Genomic DNA, 16,450 nt, shown 5'->3' with positions numbered 1-16,450 from the left:
CATGCCCGAGCGTCTGTCGACCGAAATCCAGCGCGAGGTCGAGATGGCCATCCGTTCGCAGACGAACGAATCCCGCATCCTCGACGTCTACGCGACAGCGGAAGCGATCCGCCGCAAGCATCCCGTTCCTGAAATCCGTCTCGAAGACATCGCCGCGGCGGTCGCACGGCTCGGCAATCAATATGGCTGCGCGGTCGAGTTCGGCCCGCAGCATGCCGAGGCCCGCGAGATCACATCGGCCTGAAGCGGCCGATATCTGATCGATTCCGGCGCTTATTCGCCTTGCCGCAACGCCGTTGCCGCGGCGAGCGTGCCAATGACGATCGCGGCGAGCGACAGCGCACACAGGATCAGAAAGGGCGTGCTGAACGGGATCGTCCCGCCCAGTGCGGCGTTCGCGGCCGAGACGCCGAAGATCAGCACCGGCACCGTCAGTGGCGCGACCAGCACGGGCAGGATCAGCCCACCACGCCTCAAACCGGCGGTCAGCGCGGCGCCGGCCGCGCCGATGAAGCTCAAGGCGGGCGTCCCGACCAGCAGCGTCGCCGCGACGGGCAGCATCGCCTCGCCCGGCAACGCGACCAGGAGCCCGAGCAGCGGCGCCGCGAGCGCCAACGGCAGCCCCGTCGTCAACCAATGCGCCAGCCCCTTGGCCAGCACGGCGAGCTCAAGCGGCAGCATCGATGCGCGGATCAGGTCCAGCGAGCCATCCTCCTCATCCGCCTGGAACAGCCTGTCCAGGCCGATCAGCATCGACAGCAACGCTCCGAGCCAGAGGATGGCCGGCCCGATTCGCGAGAGCAGATTCAGATCCGGCCCGAGCGCGAAGGGCACCAAAACGACGATGGTCAGGAAGAAGACGAGCGCGAGTTCGCCGCCGCCGCCGGCGCGCGAGGCGAGAGCGAGATCGCGCCGGAGTATCGCAAGGAAGGCGCGGCTCACGGGCCGATCCTCAATTCGCGCGCACCGTCCAGCCCGAGCGGGCCATGCGTCGCGGCCAGGATCGCGCCGCCGTCGGCCAGATGCGCCCGCATCAGGCCGCTCAGCATGTCCTGCGCCGCGAGGTCGAGCGCCGACATCGGCTCGTCGAGCAGCCAGAACGGCCGCCGCGACACCAGGAGCCGGGCCAGTGCGACGCGCCGGCGCTGGCCGGCGGAAAGATAGCCGACCGGCAGCGCCGCGACATGCGGCAGCCCGACGACAGCCAGCGCCTCCGCCGGCGAAAGCGCAACGTCGCCGAGGAGGGCTTGCGCGAAGGCGAGGTTCTCCTGCGCGGTCAGCGCCGTCTTCAGCCCGTCGCGATGGCCGACGACATGGCTGAGTTCAATCGGCGCGATCTCGGGCGCGCCGTCGATCCGGATCGTCCCGGCGTCAGGCCGCAGCCGCCCGCACAGCATCGCGAGCAGGCTCGACTTGCCGGCACCGTTGCGCCCGGTCAGCGCGATCGCCTCGCCGGTGCCCAGACGAAAGGCGAGCCCCTCGAAGATCAGGCGCCCACCGCGGCGGCAGGCGAGATTTCCGGCTTCGATGGCGAGTTTCGGGAACGAAAATTGCGTCAAGGCCGAAGCGTCTTCCGGGGCGTCAGGTCAGGTCTGGGATGCGCTTCGTTCATGTAGCGGGCTTCTTGGAATTGCTCTATAGAACCCGTGGCTACGCCGCACGCCGATCCGGCGCGGGGCTCGGGCACTCCCGGGGCGGCGCGCGCGTCATGCGCATTAGGCCTTCGATCCGGCGATACCGCAAGGCGTCTGTCGGCTCGCGACCGCAACCCCTTATCAGGATCAGCCCGCATGGCTTCGCTCGACTCATTCAAATGCCGCCAGACACTGACTGTCGGCGACAAGACCTATGAATATTACTCCCTGCCCCTCGCCGAACAGAACGGCCTGGCCGGCATTTCCAAGCTGCCCTTCTCGATGAAGGTGCTGCTCGAGAACCTGCTCCGTTTCGAGGATGGCCGCTCGGTCTACAAGGCCGACATCGAGGCTTTCGTCGGCTGGCTGACCGACAAGGGCAAGGCCGGCAAGGAGATCGGTTTCCGCCCGGCCCGCGTGCTGATGCAGGACTTCACCGGCGTTCCCGCGGTCGTCGACCTCGCCGCGATGCGTGACGGCGTCAAGGCGCTCGGCGGCGACCCGCAGAAGATCAACCCGCTCGTGCCCGTCGATCTCGTCATCGACCATTCGGTCATCGTCGACGAGTTCGGCACGCCGAAGGCGCTCGCGCAGAATGTCGAGCTCGAGTATCAGCGCAACGAGGAGCGCTACAAGTTCCTGAAATGGGGTCAGGGCGCCTTCGACAATTTCCGCGTCGTCCCGCCCGGCACCGGCATCTGCCACCAGGTGAACCTCGAATATCTCGCCCAGACCGTCTGGACCCGTAACGAGGTCATCGACGGCAAGGAGGTCGAGGTCGCCTATCCCGACACCGTCGTCGGTACCGATTCGCACACCACCATGGTCAACGGTCTCGCCGTTCTCGGCTGGGGCGTCGGCGGCATCGAAGCGGAAGCCGCGATGCTCGGCCAGCCGCAGTCGATGCTGCTGCCCGAGGTCATCGGCTTCAAGCTGACCGGCGCACTCAAGGAAGGCATCACCGCCACCGACCTCGTGCTGACCGTCACGCAGATGCTGCGCAAGAAGGGCGTCGTCGGAAAGTTCGTCGAGTTCTTCGGCCCCGGCCTCTACAATCTGACGCTCGCCGACCGCGCGACCATCGCCAATATGGGCCCGGAATACGGTGCGACCTGCGGCTTCTTCCCGGTCGATTCCGAGACGATCGACTTCCTGACCACGACGGGCCGAAAGTCGGATCGCATCGCGCTGGTCGAGGCCTACAGCAAGGCTCAGGGCCTCTTCGCCACCCGCGAGACGGCCGATCCGGTCTTCACCGACACGCTCGAGCTCGACCTCGGCTCGGTCCAGCCCTCGATGGCCGGCCCGAAGCGCCCCGAGGGCCGCGTCGACCTCTCGGCCGTCAAGGCCGGCTTCGCCGCCGCGATGGATACCGACTACAAGAAGGGCGGCGAGATCGCCCGCCGCGTGCAGGTCGAGGGTGAGGATTTCGATCTCGGCCATGGTGACGTCGTCATCGCCGCCATCACCTCCTGCACCAACACCTCGAATCCCTCGGTGCTGATGGCGGCGGGCCTGCTCGCTCGCAATGCGGTCGCCAAGGGCCTCACGGTGAAGCCCTGGGTGAAGACCTCGCTGGCCCCCGGCTCGCAGGTCGTCGCCGAATATCTGGCCAAGTCCGGCCTCCAGACCGATCTCGACAAGCTCGGCTTCAACCTGGTCGGCTTCGGCTGCACCACCTGCATCGGCAATTCCGGCCCGCTGCCGGCGCCGATCTCGAAGACGATCAACGAGAAGGGCCTGATCGCGGGCGCCGTCATCTCCGGCAACCGCAACTTCGAGGGCCGCGTCTCGCCGGATGTGCAGGCGAACTACCTCGCCTCGCCGCCGCTGGTGGTCGCCTACGCGCTCGCCGGCTCGGTCCAGATGGACCTGACGACCCAGCCGATCGGCACGGGCTCGGACGGCAAGGACGTCTACCTGAAGGACATCTGGCCCTCCAACAAGGAGATCCAGACCTTCATCCAGCAGAACGTCACCCGCCAGATGTTCGAGACGAAATATGCCGACGTCTTCAAGGGCGACGCGCATTGGCAGGCCGTCAACGCGCCGACCAGCGAGACCTATGCCTGGGACGACGCCTCGACCTATGTGCAGAACCCGCCCTATTTCCAGGGCATGGGCAAGCAGCCGGCGCCGGTCACCGACATCAAGGGTGCGCGCATCCTCGGCCTGTTCGGCGACAAGATCACCACCGACCACATCTCCCCGGCCGGTTCGATCAAGGCGGCCTCGCCCGCCGGCGCCTACCTCACCGAGCATGGCGTCGCGGTCGCGGACTTCAACCAGTACGGCACGCGGCGCGGCAATCATGAGGTGATGATGCGCGGCACCTTCGCCAATATCCGCATCCGCAACCACATGCTCGGCCCGAACGGGCGCGAGGGCGGCTACACCATCCACTACCCGTCCAAGGAAGAGCTGCCGATCTACGACGCCTCGATGCGCTACCAGCAGGAGAAGGTGCCGCTGGTAATCTTCGCCGGCGTGGAATACGGCAACGGCTCGTCGCGCGACTGGGCCGCGAAGGGCACCAACCTGCTCGGCGTCAAGGCCGTGATCGCCCAGAGCTTCGAGCGCATCCACCGCTCGAACCTGGTCGGCATGGGCGTGGTCCCCTTCACCCTGCAGGAAGGCACCAGCTGGGCCTCGCTTGACCTGAAGGGTGACGAGACCGTCTCCATCAAGGGCCTCGCGACGGTGAAGCCGCGCCAGATGCTGGAAGCCGAGATCACCTATGCCGACGGCACGGTGAAGAATGTGCCGATTCTCTGCCGCATCGATACGCTGGACGAGATCGACTACTTCAAGAACGCCGGCATCCTGCACTACGTCCTGCGCGGCATCGCCGCGTAGGCCATAACGCCGTCAATCCCGGGCCGCGCCTGCGCGGACCCGGGATTTCTTTCGAGAGAAGCGCGTCCCGGACATGGCCGGGCCAGCCTCGGTCATGACGCCCGTGTCGGCGCGCAAGGTTGTCCTCTTCCCCCTCGCGGTGTAAGGGGGCGTCACAGTCATCCTTTGGCGGGGGGCTTGGGGCAGGCGCAGGGCTAACACCCGCGCCCGGATGTCGTCCGCCTCCATCATCACGACGGGAGCACCCGCATGTCCGCCACTTTCGAGACGGTCGCCGGAATCATTTCAGAGACCTGCGACATTCCTCGCGAGAAGATCACGCCCCAGAGCCACGCCATTGCCGATCTCGGCATCGACTCGCTCGCTTTCCTCGACATCGCCTTCGCGATCGACAAGGCCTTCGGCATCAAGCTGCCGCTCGAGCAGTGGACGCAGGAAGTGAACGAGGGCAAGGCCCCGGCCGAGCAGTATTTCGTGCTTGAGAATCTCTGCAAGCGCATCGACGACCTCGTCGCCGCCAAAGCGGCCTGAGCCAGACCACAGCGATACCCCCAGCCCCTTTCCCGAGGCGCCGACGGCGGTTCCTCGGGACGGGGGCTATGGCCGTTCAAGGCGGGCGATCTTGAGCGGAACGGCCTCAGCCGTTAGAGCATAGCCGCGCCGGAGCCGGCTGCGACGCACGTCATCGACGATCGGAAGCGCATGCGCCTCGAATATTTCGACATGATCGACAAGGTCCTGGCCTTCGAGCCGGACGAGAAGCGCATCGTGACGCGCTCGACCGTTCCGGCTGCCGACGCCAGCCCTGTCTTCGAGGGACATTTCCCCGGCCACCCGCTGGTGCCCGGCGTGCTCCTGACCGAAACCATGGCTCAAGCGTCTGGCTATCTCCTGCTCGCCCTGAACAAGCTGACGCAGATGCCCTTCCTGATGACCGTCGACAAAGCGCGCTTCCGCACCTTCGTCGAACCGGACGCCGTGCTCGACATCTCCGCCGAGCTCGTCATCGAGGGCTCCGGCTACGCCGCGACCAAGGCCAAGATCGCGATCGCCGGCAAGCCGATCTGCGACGCGGAGCTGCGCTTCCGGCTGATGCCCTTCCCCGCCGACATGCGCGGCCTGATGGAAACGCGCCTCGCCGCCATCGGCCTTGCTCCCGAACAGGCCTGATCATGCAGCGCGACGTCGTCATTACCGGAATCGGCCTCGCCTCCAGCCTTGGCGAGGGTCTCGACGTTCATGCGGCGGCGCTCGCGGCCAAGGCCGCGCCCGTCGTCGATACGACGAGCTTCGCGCCCTATCCGGTGCATGCGCTCAAGCCTCTCGAACTCGACCGGCAGATCCCGAAGAAGTCCGACCAGCGCCAGATGGAGCCCTGGCAGCGCCTCGGTGTCTATGCGGCCGGCCTCGCGCTCGACGGCGCCGGGCTCAAGGACGATGCCGAGGCCAAGGCGACGCTGCAGGTCATCGTGGCGGCCGGTGGCGGCGAGCGCGACCATGCCGTCGACGGCGCCATCCTCTCCGGCCTGCGCCACGCCAACGCTCCTGGCGCTTTCCTCAATGAACGGCTGATGGGCGATCTGCGCCCGACCCTCTTCCTGGCGCAGCTCTCGAACCTGCTGGCCGGCAACATCGCCATCGTGCACGGCATCACCGGCGCGTCGCGCACCTTCATGGGCGAGGAACAGGCCGGCGTCGACGCGATCCGCACCGCCCATGCCCGGATCGCCTCGGGACAGGCGGAAGTTATGCTGGTCGGCGGCTCCTACAATGCCGAGCGCCGCGACATGTTGCTGCTACTCGAACTGGGCGGCTATCTCCACAAGGGTGACTTCGTCCCGGTCTTTGCCCGCGAGGACGCACCCGGCCTGATCACCGGCAGCGCCTCCGCCTTCCTCGTGCTCGAATCAGCCGAGCGCGCCGCTGCCCGCGGCGCCCATGTCCATGCCAGGCTCGGCAAGGTCGTCGCCGCCCGCTCGAAGCGCCAGCCTGGCTCGGTCGAGACGGCTCTGCGCGGCCTGCTCGCCGATCTCGGTCCGGTTTCGCCCGGCGTGCTGGCGATCTCCGCCGCGTCGGGCGCCGCCGGCATCACGGCTGAAGAAGCCGCCGCCATCGCCACCTTGCCGCAGACACAGCGCATCGCGACCGGCGATCTCGTCGGCCATGCCCTCGAAGCCGCCTTCCCCGTCTCGGTCGCGCTCGCCGCCGCCGCCCTGTCGGCCGGGCAGGCGCGCGAAGCCATCGTGACCGGCGCAGGCCACTGGCGCGGCGAGGGCGCAGCCCATCTGGTCACGGCCTGAGGACGCTTCCATGAACGCGATCAACCAGACCTCCCCGCACCGCGACTCCAAGGGCCGCCCGATCGTCGCCGTTACCGGACTCGGCATCGTCACCTCGCTCGGCCAGGGCAAGGAGGCCAATTGGGAGGCTCTGACGGCCGGCAAGTCCGGCATTCACGCGATCGAACGCTTCCCGACGCAAGGCTTGCGCACCACGATCGGCGGCACCGTCGATTTCCTGTTCGAAGGCCCCTTCTCCGCGCCCGAGCTCTCGGAGAAGCTCGCGATGCTGGCCGCCGAGGAGGCCGTCGGCCAGAGCGGACTGGGCCAACCCGGCGACTTTCCGGGCGAGCTCTTCATGGCCGTGCCTCCTGTCGAGATGGAATGGCCGCAGAAGCAGGAGCTGGCAGCGGCCGTCGCTGGCGAGGTCGACTATGACGGCCTGCTGCGCGAGGCGGCGACCCTGAAACACAAGCCGATGCACGAGATGTTCCTGTTCGGCACCGTCGCCGACCATGTCGCCGACGCCTTCGGTACCAAGGGCTCGCCGATCTCGCTCTCGACCGCCTGCTCCTCGGGTGCGACCGCGATCCAGATGGGGGTCGAGGCAATACGCCGCGGCGAAACCGAGGCCGCGCTCTGCATTGGCACGGACGGTTCGATCCATGCCGAGGCGCTGATCCGCTTCTCGCTGCTGTCCGCGCTCTCGACCCAGAACGATCCGCCGGAAGGCGCCGCCAAGCCGTTCTCGAAGAATCGCGATGGCTTCGTCATGGGCGAGGGCGCCGGCGCCCTGGTCCTGGAGGATTACGACCACGCCCTGGCGCGCGGCGCGACCATCCTCGGCATCGTCGCGGGCTGCGGCGAACGCGGCGACGGCTTCCACCGCACCCGCTCGAGCCCGGACGGCAAGCCGGCCATCCTCGCCATGCAGGACGCCCTGGACGATGCCGGCCTGAAGCCCGACGACGTCGACTACATCAATGCCCATGGCACATCGACGCCCGAAAACGACAAGATGGAGGCGATGAGCTGCGCCGCCGTCTTCGGCGAGCGCATGGCCAGGCTGCCGATGTCCTCGAACAAGTCGATGCTCGGCCACACGCTGACGGCGGCCGGCGCAGTCGAGGCAGTGATCTCCTTCCTGACCATCGCCCATGGTCGCATTCCGCCGACGATCAACTACAACACGCCCGATCCGGCGATCGCGCTCGATGTCGTGCCGAATGTCGCGCGCGACGCCAAGGTCACCACGGTCCTGTCGAACTCCTTCGGCTTCGGCGGCCAGAACACCAGCCTCGTGCTGACGGCGGAGCCTGCGCGCTCATGACCCGCATTCTTGTCACCGGAGGCGCCAAGGGAGTTGGCGCGGCGATCGTGCGTGCCCTGGCCGCGGCCGGCCACGACGTCGATTTCACCTATCGCAGCTCGGGCGAGCAGGCTCTCGCCCTGGCAACCGAGATCGCGCAGGCCCATCCCGGGCGCAGCATCAACGCCCTTCCGCTCGACCTCTCCGAGAAGGCCGCGCTCGACGCTTTCTGCGAGGAGCGCGAAGGCGAAAGCTATTTCGGCCTCATCCACAATGCCGGCCAGCCCTATGATTCGCTCGCCGCGATGATGGTTCAGGACAAGGCCGAAGCGGCGATGCAGGTCAACTTCTGGGCCTTCACCCGCCTCGCCAAGAGCCTGATGCGCAACATGATCCGCGCCCGCGCCGGGCGCATCGTCGCGATCGGCTCGGTCGCCGCTTTGCGCGGCAATCCCGGCAACGCGGCCTATGCCGCCTCGAAGGGCGCCCTGATCTCCTATGCCAAGACGCTCGCGGTCGAGACCGGCAAGCGCGGCGTCACCGTCAACGTGATCGCGCCGGGCTTCGTCGATACCGACATGATGGCGCCCTATGCCGCCTATCGCGACAAGATGCAGGGCCAGATCCCGGCCGGGCGCTTCGCCAGGCCGGAGGAGGTCGCAGGCCTCGCCGCCTTCCTGATGAGCGAGCCCGCCGCCTACATCACCGGCACGGTCATTCCGATCGATGGCGGCGTGACCGCGCATCTGGGCGTCCATCGCTGATCAGCCTGTCCCGAAAGGACAAGACCCATGCGTTCCCTCCAGCTCCATGGCGATCGCGATCTCCGTCTCGAAGAGATCGATCCGCCGCCGCCGCCTGCCGCCGGTGAAGTCCAGATCCGCATCCGCGCGATCGGGCTGAACTATCTCGACATCTGGGGCTTCCGCGGCATGGCCTTCGCCAAGCGCAAGATGCCGCAGGCAGCGGGCGTCGAGGCGTCAGGCGAGATCGTCTGCGTCGGCGAGGGCGTCACGAACCTGAAGGTCGGCGACACCGTCACCGCCTATGGTGCCGATACCTGCGGGCACTGCAAGGCCTGCCGCGAGGGGCGCGACAATCTCTGCGAGAACGTCGCCGGCATCATGGGCTTCCATATCGACGGTTTCGCCCGTGAACTGCTGAACCGGGAAGCCCGCCTCGTCATCAAGGCGCCGCAAGGCGTCTCCTTCGAGGATGCCGCCTGCGCGCCGATCGGCTTCGGCACGGTCCAGCACATGCTGTTCGACAATGCCAAGCTCGAACCCGGCGAATCGGTCCTGGTCCATGCCGGCGGCTCCGGCATCGGCACCGCCGCGATCCTGATGGCCAAGGCGATCGGCTGCACGGTCTACACGACCGTCGGCGATGACGAGAAGGGCCGCAAGGCCAAGGAGCTCGGCGCCGATTACGTCATCAACTACAAGACCGAGCGCTTCGAGGGCGAGGTCCGCCAGCTGACCAAGCGCAAGGGCGTCGACGTCGTCTTCGAGCATGTCGGCGCCGATACCTGGAATGGCTCGCTGCTCTGCCTCAAGCGTGGCGGCCGGCTCGTCACCTGCGGCGCCACCTCGGGCGCCTCGACCACGATGAACCTGATGCAGCTCTTCCAGCAGCAATACCGGATCACCGGCTCCTTCGGTTGCCGCATCGAAAACATCGCGCAATCACTCGAAAAGATGGCCGGCGGCATGAAGCCCGTCATCGATTCGGTGTTTCCGCTCGCGGATTTCGAGAAAGGCCTGGCGCGCCTCGAAGGAAGGCAGGTCTTCGGCAAGGTCATCGTGACCTTCTGAAACCCAACGCACGGCATGCTGCAGCGGGCAGGACCGCCGTCGAACTTGACGAATTCGCGTTCCTGCCCCAATTCGCCGCTTTGAGCCCGGCCTCGCAGGCCATGCGGGCGAGATGGGGCCGGGCCGAACTTGAAAAGACTGAAACTGTACGCAGCGCGCGCCGGCGCCTTTGTGATGATCGGCGTGGTCCGGGCATTGTTCGCCTTCCTGCGCCTGCTCGGGCCGGAGAAGGCGAGCGATCTCGGCGGCTGGCTGCTGCGGACGGCAAGCCCGTTGATCCCGGTCAACCGCGTCGCGCTCGCCAATATCCGCGCCGCCTTTCCCGACATGCCGGAGCCCGAAGTGCGCCGCATCGCACGTGGCGCCTGGGAGAATCTCGGCCGGACCGCCGCCGAATACGCCCATCTGCGTGAGCTGTTCGACTACGACCATCTCAACCCCGATGCGCCTTCGCGCGTCGAGGTCGATGGCATCGAGCATTTCGTCGCGCTCAAGGACGACGAGAAGCCGGGCCTGATCTTCTCCGCCCATCTCGCCAATTGGGAACTGCCGGCGATCTGCGCCGAGGCCTATGGGCTCGACACCACCGCAGTCTTCCGCGCACCCAACGACCCGGCCATCGCCAGCGTGGTCCACGAGATCCGCTCCGGCGCGATGGGAGGGCTCGAGGCCGCTCGGCAGGGCGCCGCTTTCGCGATGCAGGGCGTGCTGGAGCGCAACGGCCATTTGGGCATGCTGATCGACCAGCATTTCACCCGCGGCGTCGTGGTGCCCTTCATGGGCCGGCCGGCCCTGACCAATCCGATCCTCGGCAAGTTCGCCCGCCGCTTCGAATGCCCGGTGCATGGCGTGCGCGTCATTCGCCTGCCCCGTCAGCGCTTTCGCCTGGAGCTGACGCCCGCCCTAGACCTGCCGCGCGACGCCTCCGGCGAGATCGATGTCCACGGTGCCATGGCGATGATGACGGCGGTCGTCGAGGGTTGGGTTCGTGAGCACCCCGAGCAATGGCTCTGGATGCACCGGCGCTGGCGACCCAACATGATCACGGCGGCCGCCGCCGATGCCGGCATGGCGGTTGCGCGCACCCCGGTTTTCAAGGCAACGTGATTTCCAAGTGAGAGGGATTAGGCGCTTTGGTAACGCCTGAGATCTAGAATCTCGCCGAGTTGAAATGATGATCCGTCTCGCGCAGCTCTTTTCGGCTACCGCCGCCCTGCTTGCTTTGGGCGGGGTCGTCGTGTGCGCCGATCCGGCCGAGCGTCAGCCCAAGGCGGTCGTCGAACTCTTTACCAGCCAGGGCTGCTCCTCCTGCCCACCAGCCGATGCGCTCTTCGTCGAGCTGGCCAAGAATCCGGACATGATCGCCCTGACCCTGCCGGTGACCTATTGGGACTATCTCGGCTGGAAGGACACGCTCGGGAAGGACAGCTTCGCCAAGCGCCAGAAATTCTATGCCAAGGCGCGCGGCGACGGACAGGTCTATACGCCCCAGGCCGTGATCAACGGCGTTTCCCATGTCGTCGGCTCCGACAGGGGCGAAATCGAGCGCGGGGCGAAGCAGCCGTCGGCGACCGGCTTTGTCGCGAAGATCGGCCTCAAGGAAGAGGCCGGTACGTTACAGGTGCGACTTGCGCCGCTGGACGGCCCCGTCGAGCGGACAGCCGGCGTCTGGATCGTAGCAACGACGCGCATGGTCACGGTGCCGATCACGCGCGGCGAGAACCAGGGCAAGACCGTTTCCTACGCGAATGTCGTGCGCGGCATGACGCGCATCGGCGACTGGGACGGCAAGGAGGCGACGCTGACGACCCCGCTCGCCACGACGCAAGCCCCGGAGGCCGACAGCTATGTCGTGATCGTCCAGGCGGAGCAGGCCGGCAAATACGGCATGATGCCGGGCGCGATCCTGGGTGCTGCGCGCAGCCCACGCTAGAGCATCGGCCCGGTATTGAAACGCGGCTTTCGGAAGAAGCCGATCCAAAGCCGAAGCGACCTTTCAGAGAATCACCACCTTGTTCGGCAGTTCGTCGACGTCATCGGGGGTGCGCGGCGCATGGTTCGCCAGCACCGCCCCAACCGCACGCACGGCATCGATCAGCCCGTCCCGCAGCCGGTCCCCGCGCGCAGCGGTAAGAATCGACTCGATGATCCCGTCCCAGACCGCCTGATCGACCCGGCCCTCGATGCCGATATCGGTGAGGATCTCGGCGTAGCGCTCCTGAATGGCGACATAGAGCAGCACGCCCGTGCGCCCGCGCGTTCGCGTCAGGCCGCGCGCGGTGAACTCCCGCAGCGCCACGTCATGGGCACGTCCGCGCTTGACGAAACCCGGCACGAAACGGCCGCCGCGGCCGTACCAGAGCAGCGCCACGAGCAGCAGCGCGGCGCAGACCAGCTGGGCCAGGAAGATGCGTGGCGCGCTGATGGTCGTCATAGCCAGCAACGGCCAGGGCACCAGCAGCGACAGCGAAAGCGCTACCACCACCGGCACGTTACGATAGCTCGACGCGGCATGATCGATCACTACGACGATCTCGGCCGCGGTCAGGCCCTCCGCCTGCCGCACCGCTTCGGCGATGGCATCCCGGTCGAGCTCGTCCATCACCAGTCTCCCGAGGCGCCGCCGCCGCCCGACGACCCGCCTCCCCCCGAAAAGCCGCCGCCTGAGCTCGAGCCCGAACTCCAGCCGCCGCCGCCACTCCATCCCGATCCGGTGCTCCAGCCGGAATTCTGCGGCAACGTCACCCAGCGGCCATTGCGCATCCGGTGGTGCCGCCCGCCGCCGCCCCTGCGGGATTCGTTCATGAAGGCGGCGATGAGGATGAAGACCATCAGCATCACGAAGACGATCGCGATCACGTCGACGACAGAGGCGTCATCGCTGCGGACGCTGGCGCGCCTCTGCCATTCCTCGGCATCGCCGGCGAGAATGCTGAGGATGGCGTCGACGCCACCCTCGATGCCCCCGGCGAAGTCGCCGGCCTTGAACTTCGGCGCGACCGCCGTGGTGATGATGACCTTGGAGAGCGCGTCGGTCAGTGCACCCTCGAGCCCGTAGCCGACCTCGATGCGAACCTTGCGTTCGTTCGGTGCGACCAGCAGCAGCACGCCGTTATTGGTCTTGGCCTGGCCGAGCTTCCAGAACCGGAAGAGCCCGTTAGCGTAATCCTCGATCCCAACATCCTGCAGCGAAGGCACGGTCGCGACCACGAGCTGGTCGGAGGTCTTGTCCTCATGCGCCTTGAGCTTGCCTTCGATGCGCTGGCGCGCTTCAGGCGAAATCAGGTTGGCGCCGTCGACGATTCGGCCGGTCAGAGGGGGGTAGGTCGGTTCGGCGGCAAGGGCGAGCGAAGCGGCCAAGGCCATCAGCAGCGCGAGCAATACGGCCTTCATCCTCAGGCGAAGCGCAGCGCAGGCCTGAGAATCTCCTGTAAGAGATGCTCGGGTCGAGCCCGAGCATGACGCACGCCCCGAACCCATGTGAGACATGTATCGCTAGAACTTCACCGTCGGAGGCCTCTCGGCTCCCGCCGTCGAAGTGAAGCTCTCGAGCGCCTTGGCTCCCCAGAAGAGACGCGCCCAGATCATGCCTGGGAAGGTGCGGATCTCGGTGTTGAAGGCCTGCACAGCCTGAATGTAGTCGCGCCGGGCCACGGCGACGCGGTTCTCCGTGCCTTCCAGCTGCGATTGCAGCGCAAGGAAGTTCTGGTTCGACTTCAGCTCGGGATAACGCTCGACCGTGACGAGGAGCCGCCCGAGCGCTCCCGTGAGCTGGTTCTGCGCGTCCTGATACTCCTTGAACTTGGCCGGATCGGTGATGGTCGAGGCATCGACCTTGACCTGGCTCGCCTTGGCGCGGGCTTCGACAACGGCGGTCAGCACCTCGCGCTCCTGCGCCGCATAGCCCTTCACCGTCTCGACCAGGTTCGGGATCAGGTCGGCGCGGCGCTGATACTGGTTCTGCACCTCGCCCCAACTCGCCTTGGCTTTCTCTTCCAGGGTCGGCACGTTGTTGATGCCGCAGCCGGCCAGCGCCAGCCCCAGCAGGGCGACCACTGCAACGGCAAGAGGTCGGCGAAGGATCGTGGACGGAGCGAATGACATGCCGGGGCCCCCTTGGCAGTGTCTCGGGAAACGACGGCTCGGACCTTAGCTCCCCGCGCCGCCCGCTCCAAGACGAATACCGACCGGTCGAATGCCGGCTGCCCACCTCGAAGCGCCTCCATGCAGAACTGGCGCGGGCCGACGCTTGCGCTAGTCTGTCGGCAGGATCGTCCGTGAGGAGTTCGGACCATGCTCTCGTTTTCGGGCAAGCACATCCCGCTGCGGCCTCTCGCCCTCGCCCTGCTGGTTGCAGCCATGTCGGCCGGACCGGCCGGCGCACAGGCCCTCGCACCAGCCCCGGAAGCCGCCACGGGGCGCACGGCCAAGACATATGGCACCGCCCAGCGTTTTATGGTGGCAGCGGCCAATCCGCTCGCCGCCAGCGCCGGGCGCGACATCCTGCGCGCAGGCGGTAGCGCGACCGATGCGGCGATCGCGATCCAGCTCGTCCTGAACCTCGTCGAGCCGCAGAGCTCCGGCATCGGCGGCGGCGCCTTCCTGCTCCACTGGGACGAGGCCGGAAAGAGGCTGGTCACGCTGGACGGCCGCGAGACCGCGCCACGCGCCGCCAGGCCCGATCGCTTCATCGGCCCGGACGGCAAGCCCATGCGCTTCGTCGATGCGGTCGTCGGCGGCCGCTCGGTCGGCGTGCCCGGCACGCTCAAGCTGCTGGAGGAGGCGCATCGGCGCTGGGGCCGCCTGCCATGGCGAGACGTGCTCGCCCCGGCCATCAAGCTGTCGGAGGACGGCTTTGCCATCTCGCCACGCCTGAACGGGCTCCTGTCCGGCGAGAAGAGCCTGGCGAAGGACGCTCGCGCCGCCGCCTATTTCTACGAAGCCGACGGCAAGCCGAAGGCCATCGGCACGACCCTGCGAAATCCGGCCTTCGCCGCGACCTTGCGTGCAGTTGCCCAGCAGGGAGCACAGCCCTTCTATTCCGGCGAGATTGCCCGCGACATCGTCGCGACGGTGACCAGCCATGCGACCAATCCCGGCGACATCACGCTGGACGACCTCGCCGCCTACAAGATCGAGGAGCGCGAGCCGGTCTGCGGGGCCTATCGCGTCTGGCGCATCTGCGGCATGGGCCCGCCGAGTTCGGGCGCGGTCGCGGTGCAGCAGATGCTCGGCATCCTCGAAACCAGGGATCTCGCCCGCCTCGGCCCCGGCACGGAGGCTGCGCATTGGTTCTCCGAGGCCGGTCGCCTCGCCTTCGCCGACCGCAATCTCTTTCTCGCCGACCCCGCCTTCATCGGCATCCCGCTCGCCGGCCTGATCGACCGCGACTACATCCGCTCCCGCTCAGAACTCGTCAGTCCCGAGCGCTCGATGGGCCGCGCCAAGGCCGGCGAGCCGCCGAACAAGCGCGCGCAGCTGCTGGCCCCCAGCGACGGCTTCGAGAACGGCACCAGCCACATCTCCGTCGTCGACGCCGATGGCAATGCGGTCTCGATGACCACGACGATCGAGGACGGTTTCGGCGCGCGGCTGATGACGGCCAGCGGCTTCCTGCTCAACAACGAGCTGACCGATTTCTCCTTCCTGCCCGAGGAGGACGGCAAGCCGGTCGCCAACCGTGTCGAGGGCGGCAAGCGCCCGCGCTCCTCGATGGCACCGACCCTCGTCTTCGACGCGTTCGGCCGGCTCTACGCCGTCGTCGGCTCACCCGGCGGCAGCCAGATCATCGGTTACGTCGCCAAGACGCTGGTGGCCTTGCTCGACTGGAAGATGGACCCGCAGGCCGCTGTCGACTTCGGCAATTTCGGCAGCCGCAACGGCCCGACCGAGCTGGAGAAGGGCACGGAGGCCGAAGCCTGGAAAGCCGCGCTGGAGGCCAAGGGCCACGAAGTCCGCCTGCTCGAGATGACTTCGGGCATCCAGGCCATCATCAAGACGCCGGAGGGGTTCGTCGGCGGGGCGGATGGGCGTCGGGAGGGCGTCGCGATCGGGGATTGAGCCGAGCCGCGCGCGAGATCAGGCGGCGGCCCGTTCCCCGCCCGCTCCGCGCCCCGCGATCAGCCAGTAGACGAAGCCCGTCGCCGCGCCGACGAGCACGAGCGCCCCGATGATCTGCACCTCGGCACCGGTCGGCGTGCGCGACAGCCCGAGCATGGCGAGCGGCAGCAGCGCCGCCAGCAAGCCGGTCAGCCCGCTCTGGATGAGGCCGCTGCGCAGGCCGAACAGCTCCGAACCGACTGCAACCAGCACGACCGGCGCGACAATGATCGCAAATCCGAGCCGTCCGAGCAGGGAGAAGGCCGCCACAGCCGTCGGGCCGGGATCGATGCCGCTCTCCGCAAGTCCGAACAGAGCATCGAGCAGGCGCTCGAAGCCGCCACCGATCAGCAGCGCGATCCCGGGCGAGACGACGCTCGCGACCATCATCGCGATGAGTCCGGCAGCCATCGCGATGACGAGTGCGAACGGGATCAACAGGAGCCAGCGCAACATGGC

At 67.4% G+C, this 16,450-nt stretch carries 17 protein-coding genes; 11 read left to right on the top strand and 6 right to left on the bottom strand.

The window, feature by feature from the left end; translation table 11 throughout:
- The first annotated feature begins 1 nt into the window (after position 1).
- Entirely contained in the window at positions 2–244 is a 243-nt protein-coding gene (locus VGN82_RS26370) for a hypothetical protein (protein WP_327530074.1), read from the top strand.
- 29 nt (positions 245–273) lie between these two features.
- On the opposite strand, the gene ccmB is transcribed toward VGN82_RS26370, so the two are convergent.
- Both ccmB and ccmA read right to left on the bottom strand, forming a co-directional pair.
- On the bottom strand, positions 274–942 hold the full coding sequence (gene ccmB, locus VGN82_RS26365; protein WP_327530073.1) for a heme exporter protein CcmB: 669 nt from the start codon (positions 940–942) through the stop codon (positions 274–276).
- Positions 939–1,559: a heme ABC exporter ATP-binding protein CcmA gene (gene ccmA, locus VGN82_RS26360; protein ID WP_327530072.1), complete on the bottom strand. Its 621-nt coding sequence runs from the start codon at positions 1,557–1,559 to the stop codon at positions 939–941. Before ccmA ends, ccmB begins: the two co-directional genes overlap by 4 nt.
- A gap of 231 nt (positions 1,560–1,790) precedes the next feature.
- Here ccmA and acnA point away from each other — a divergent pair, with 231 nt between their 5' ends.
- The 9 genes from acnA to VGN82_RS26315 all read left to right on the top strand — a co-directional run bounded on the left by acnA (position 1,791) and on the right by VGN82_RS26315 (position 11,825).
- Positions 1,791–4,490: an aconitate hydratase AcnA gene (gene acnA / locus VGN82_RS26355; RefSeq protein ID WP_327530071.1), complete on the top strand. Its 2,700-nt coding sequence runs from the start codon at positions 1,791–1,793 to the stop codon at positions 4,488–4,490.
- A gap of 249 nt (positions 4,491–4,739) precedes the next feature.
- The gene (locus VGN82_RS26350) at positions 4,740–5,021 is read left to right on the top strand and encodes an acyl carrier protein (RefSeq protein WP_327530070.1); all 282 of its coding nucleotides are present in this window, start codon (positions 4,740–4,742) and stop codon (positions 5,019–5,021) included.
- A gap of 171 nt (positions 5,022–5,192) precedes the next feature.
- On the top strand, positions 5,193–5,660 hold the full coding sequence (locus tag VGN82_RS26345) for a 3-hydroxyacyl-ACP dehydratase FabZ family protein (RefSeq protein WP_327530069.1): 468 nt from the start codon (positions 5,193–5,195) through the stop codon (positions 5,658–5,660).
- Between the two features lie 2 nt (positions 5,661–5,662).
- The gene (locus VGN82_RS26340) at positions 5,663–6,790 is read left to right on the top strand and encodes a beta-ketoacyl-ACP synthase (RefSeq protein ID WP_327530068.1); all 1,128 of its coding nucleotides are present in this window, start codon (positions 5,663–5,665) and stop codon (positions 6,788–6,790) included.
- A gap of 10 nt (positions 6,791–6,800) precedes the next feature.
- Entirely contained in the window at positions 6,801–8,099 is a 1,299-nt protein-coding gene (locus VGN82_RS26335) for a beta-ketoacyl-ACP synthase (protein ID WP_327530067.1), read from the top strand.
- Positions 8,096–8,842, top strand: a complete 747-nt coding sequence (locus tag VGN82_RS26330) for an SDR family oxidoreductase (protein ID WP_327530066.1) — start codon at positions 8,096–8,098, stop codon at positions 8,840–8,842. The genes VGN82_RS26335 and VGN82_RS26330 overlap by 4 nt, the downstream gene beginning before the upstream one ends.
- Positions 8,843–8,869: 27 nt before the next feature.
- Positions 8,870–9,892, top strand: a complete 1,023-nt coding sequence (locus VGN82_RS26325) for a zinc-binding dehydrogenase (RefSeq protein ID WP_327530065.1) — start codon at positions 8,870–8,872, stop codon at positions 9,890–9,892.
- Between the two features lie 129 nt (positions 9,893–10,021).
- On the top strand, positions 10,022–10,999 hold the full coding sequence (locus VGN82_RS26320; RefSeq protein ID WP_414644409.1) for a lipid A biosynthesis lauroyl acyltransferase: 978 nt from the start codon (positions 10,022–10,024) through the stop codon (positions 10,997–10,999).
- A gap of 64 nt (positions 11,000–11,063) precedes the next feature.
- On the top strand, positions 11,064–11,825 hold the full coding sequence (locus VGN82_RS26315) for a DUF1223 domain-containing protein (RefSeq protein WP_327530064.1): 762 nt from the start codon (positions 11,064–11,066) through the stop codon (positions 11,823–11,825).
- A 63-nt stretch (positions 11,826–11,888) separates the two neighbouring features.
- Here VGN82_RS26315 and VGN82_RS26310 read toward each other — a convergent pair whose 3' ends face one another.
- The 3 genes from VGN82_RS26310 to VGN82_RS26300 all read right to left on the bottom strand — a co-directional run bounded on the left by VGN82_RS26310 (position 11,889) and on the right by VGN82_RS26300 (position 13,996).
- Positions 11,889–12,494, bottom strand: coding sequence for a TPM domain-containing protein (locus tag VGN82_RS26310; RefSeq protein ID WP_327530063.1), 606 nt, complete (start codon positions 12,492–12,494; stop codon positions 11,889–11,891).
- Entirely contained in the window at positions 12,494–13,285 is a 792-nt protein-coding gene (locus VGN82_RS26305) for a TPM domain-containing protein (protein ID WP_327530062.1), read from the bottom strand. The genes VGN82_RS26310 and VGN82_RS26305 overlap by 1 nt, the downstream gene beginning before the upstream one ends.
- A 102-nt stretch (positions 13,286–13,387) precedes the next feature.
- Positions 13,388–13,996, bottom strand: coding sequence for a LemA family protein (locus tag VGN82_RS26300; protein ID WP_327530061.1), 609 nt, complete (start codon positions 13,994–13,996; stop codon positions 13,388–13,390).
- Positions 13,997–14,185: 189 nt separating this feature from the next.
- Between VGN82_RS26300 and ggt the strand changes: the two genes are divergently transcribed.
- Positions 14,186–15,952 (top strand): gamma-glutamyltransferase, encoded by a 1,767-nt coding sequence (gene ggt, locus VGN82_RS26295; protein ID WP_327530060.1) that lies wholly within the window; start codon positions 14,186–14,188, stop codon positions 15,950–15,952.
- Between the two features lie 18 nt (positions 15,953–15,970).
- Here ggt and VGN82_RS26290 read toward each other — a convergent pair whose 3' ends face one another.
- On the bottom strand, positions 15,971–16,447 hold the full coding sequence (locus tag VGN82_RS26290; protein WP_327530059.1) for a hypothetical protein: 477 nt from the start codon (positions 16,445–16,447) through the stop codon (positions 15,971–15,973).
- Positions 16,448–16,450: the final 3 nt, after the last annotated feature.

Source organism: Allobosea sp. (assembly GCF_035999205.1).
GTDB lineage: Bacteria > Pseudomonadota > Alphaproteobacteria > Rhizobiales > Beijerinckiaceae > Allobosea.
This window is presented reverse-complemented; position numbering and strand designations above follow the sequence as displayed.

Coding starts and splice junctions, on each gene's coding strand:
- VGN82_RS26350 (WP_327530070.1), top strand. CDS start 4,740: ATGTCCGCCACTTTCGAGACGGTCGCCGGAATCATTTCAGAGACCTGC.
- VGN82_RS26345 (WP_327530069.1), top strand. CDS start 5,193: ATGCGCCTCGAATATTTCGACATGATCGACAAGGTCCTGGCCTTCGAG.
- VGN82_RS26315 (WP_327530064.1), top strand. CDS start 11,064: ATGATGATCCGTCTCGCGCAGCTCTTTTCGGCTACCGCCGCCCTGCTT.
- ggt (WP_327530060.1), top strand. CDS start 14,186: ATGCTCTCGTTTTCGGGCAAGCACATCCCGCTGCGGCCTCTCGCCCTC.
- VGN82_RS26290 (WP_327530059.1), bottom strand. CDS start 16,447: ATGTTGCGCTGGCTCCTGTTGATCCCGTTCGCACTCGTCATCGCGATG.
- VGN82_RS26325 (WP_327530065.1), top strand. CDS start 8,870: ATGCGTTCCCTCCAGCTCCATGGCGATCGCGATCTCCGTCTCGAAGAG.
- VGN82_RS26310 (WP_327530063.1), bottom strand. CDS start 12,494: ATGGACGAGCTCGACCGGGATGCCATCGCCGAAGCGGTGCGGCAGGCG.
- VGN82_RS26305 (WP_327530062.1), bottom strand. CDS start 13,285: ATGAAGGCCGTATTGCTCGCGCTGCTGATGGCCTTGGCCGCTTCGCTC.
- VGN82_RS26340 (WP_327530068.1), top strand. CDS start 5,663: ATGCAGCGCGACGTCGTCATTACCGGAATCGGCCTCGCCTCCAGCCTT.
- VGN82_RS26370 (WP_327530074.1), top strand. CDS start 2: ATGCCCGAGCGTCTGTCGACCGAAATCCAGCGCGAGGTCGAGATGGCC.
- VGN82_RS26300 (WP_327530061.1), bottom strand. CDS start 13,996: ATGTCATTCGCTCCGTCCACGATCCTTCGCCGACCTCTTGCCGTTGCA.
- VGN82_RS26330 (WP_327530066.1), top strand. CDS start 8,096: ATGACCCGCATTCTTGTCACCGGAGGCGCCAAGGGAGTTGGCGCGGCG.
- acnA (WP_327530071.1), top strand. CDS start 1,791: ATGGCTTCGCTCGACTCATTCAAATGCCGCCAGACACTGACTGTCGGC.
- VGN82_RS26335 (WP_327530067.1), top strand. CDS start 6,801: ATGAACGCGATCAACCAGACCTCCCCGCACCGCGACTCCAAGGGCCGC.